The sequence below is a fragment of the Xanthomonas hortorum genome (assembly GCF_040279205.1).
Taxonomy (GTDB): Bacteria; Pseudomonadota; Gammaproteobacteria; order Xanthomonadales; family Xanthomonadaceae; genus Xanthomonas; species Xanthomonas hortorum_F.
In genome coordinates this window covers 1-249 of the sequence record NZ_JBEOLS010000150.1, presented here as the reverse complement: position 1 = coordinate 249, position 249 = coordinate 1, and the positions used below count along the sequence as shown (strand labels likewise).

The window sequence follows — 249 nt, the reverse complement described above, 5'->3', positions numbered from 1 at the left end:
GTTCCGTCGCTTGAAAGGCTACCGCCGGATTTTCTCGCGCTTCGACAAGCTGGATGTCATGTTCCTTGGATTCCTCAGCTTCGTCCTAGTCGTTGATTGGCTTCGGATGTGTTAACAGGCCCTAGATCACTGAGCGCGTTGTGCGCTTCTTTTTCACCATAAACGTGACTTGGCTTGAGTAGTTTCTTCGCGGGATTGGTTCGTGCTGGCAATAAGATCGAACTGAACGCTGCGAGCACTGGAAGGCTC

At 51.8% G+C, this 249-nt stretch carries 1 pseudogene; it reads left to right on the top strand.

The annotated features are described in order from the left end of the window. Nucleotides 1-115: pseudogene (locus ABS769_RS22585) on the top strand (IS5-like element ISCARN85 family transposase); the annotation flags it as partial. Between the last annotated feature and the right edge of the window lie 134 nt (nt 116-249).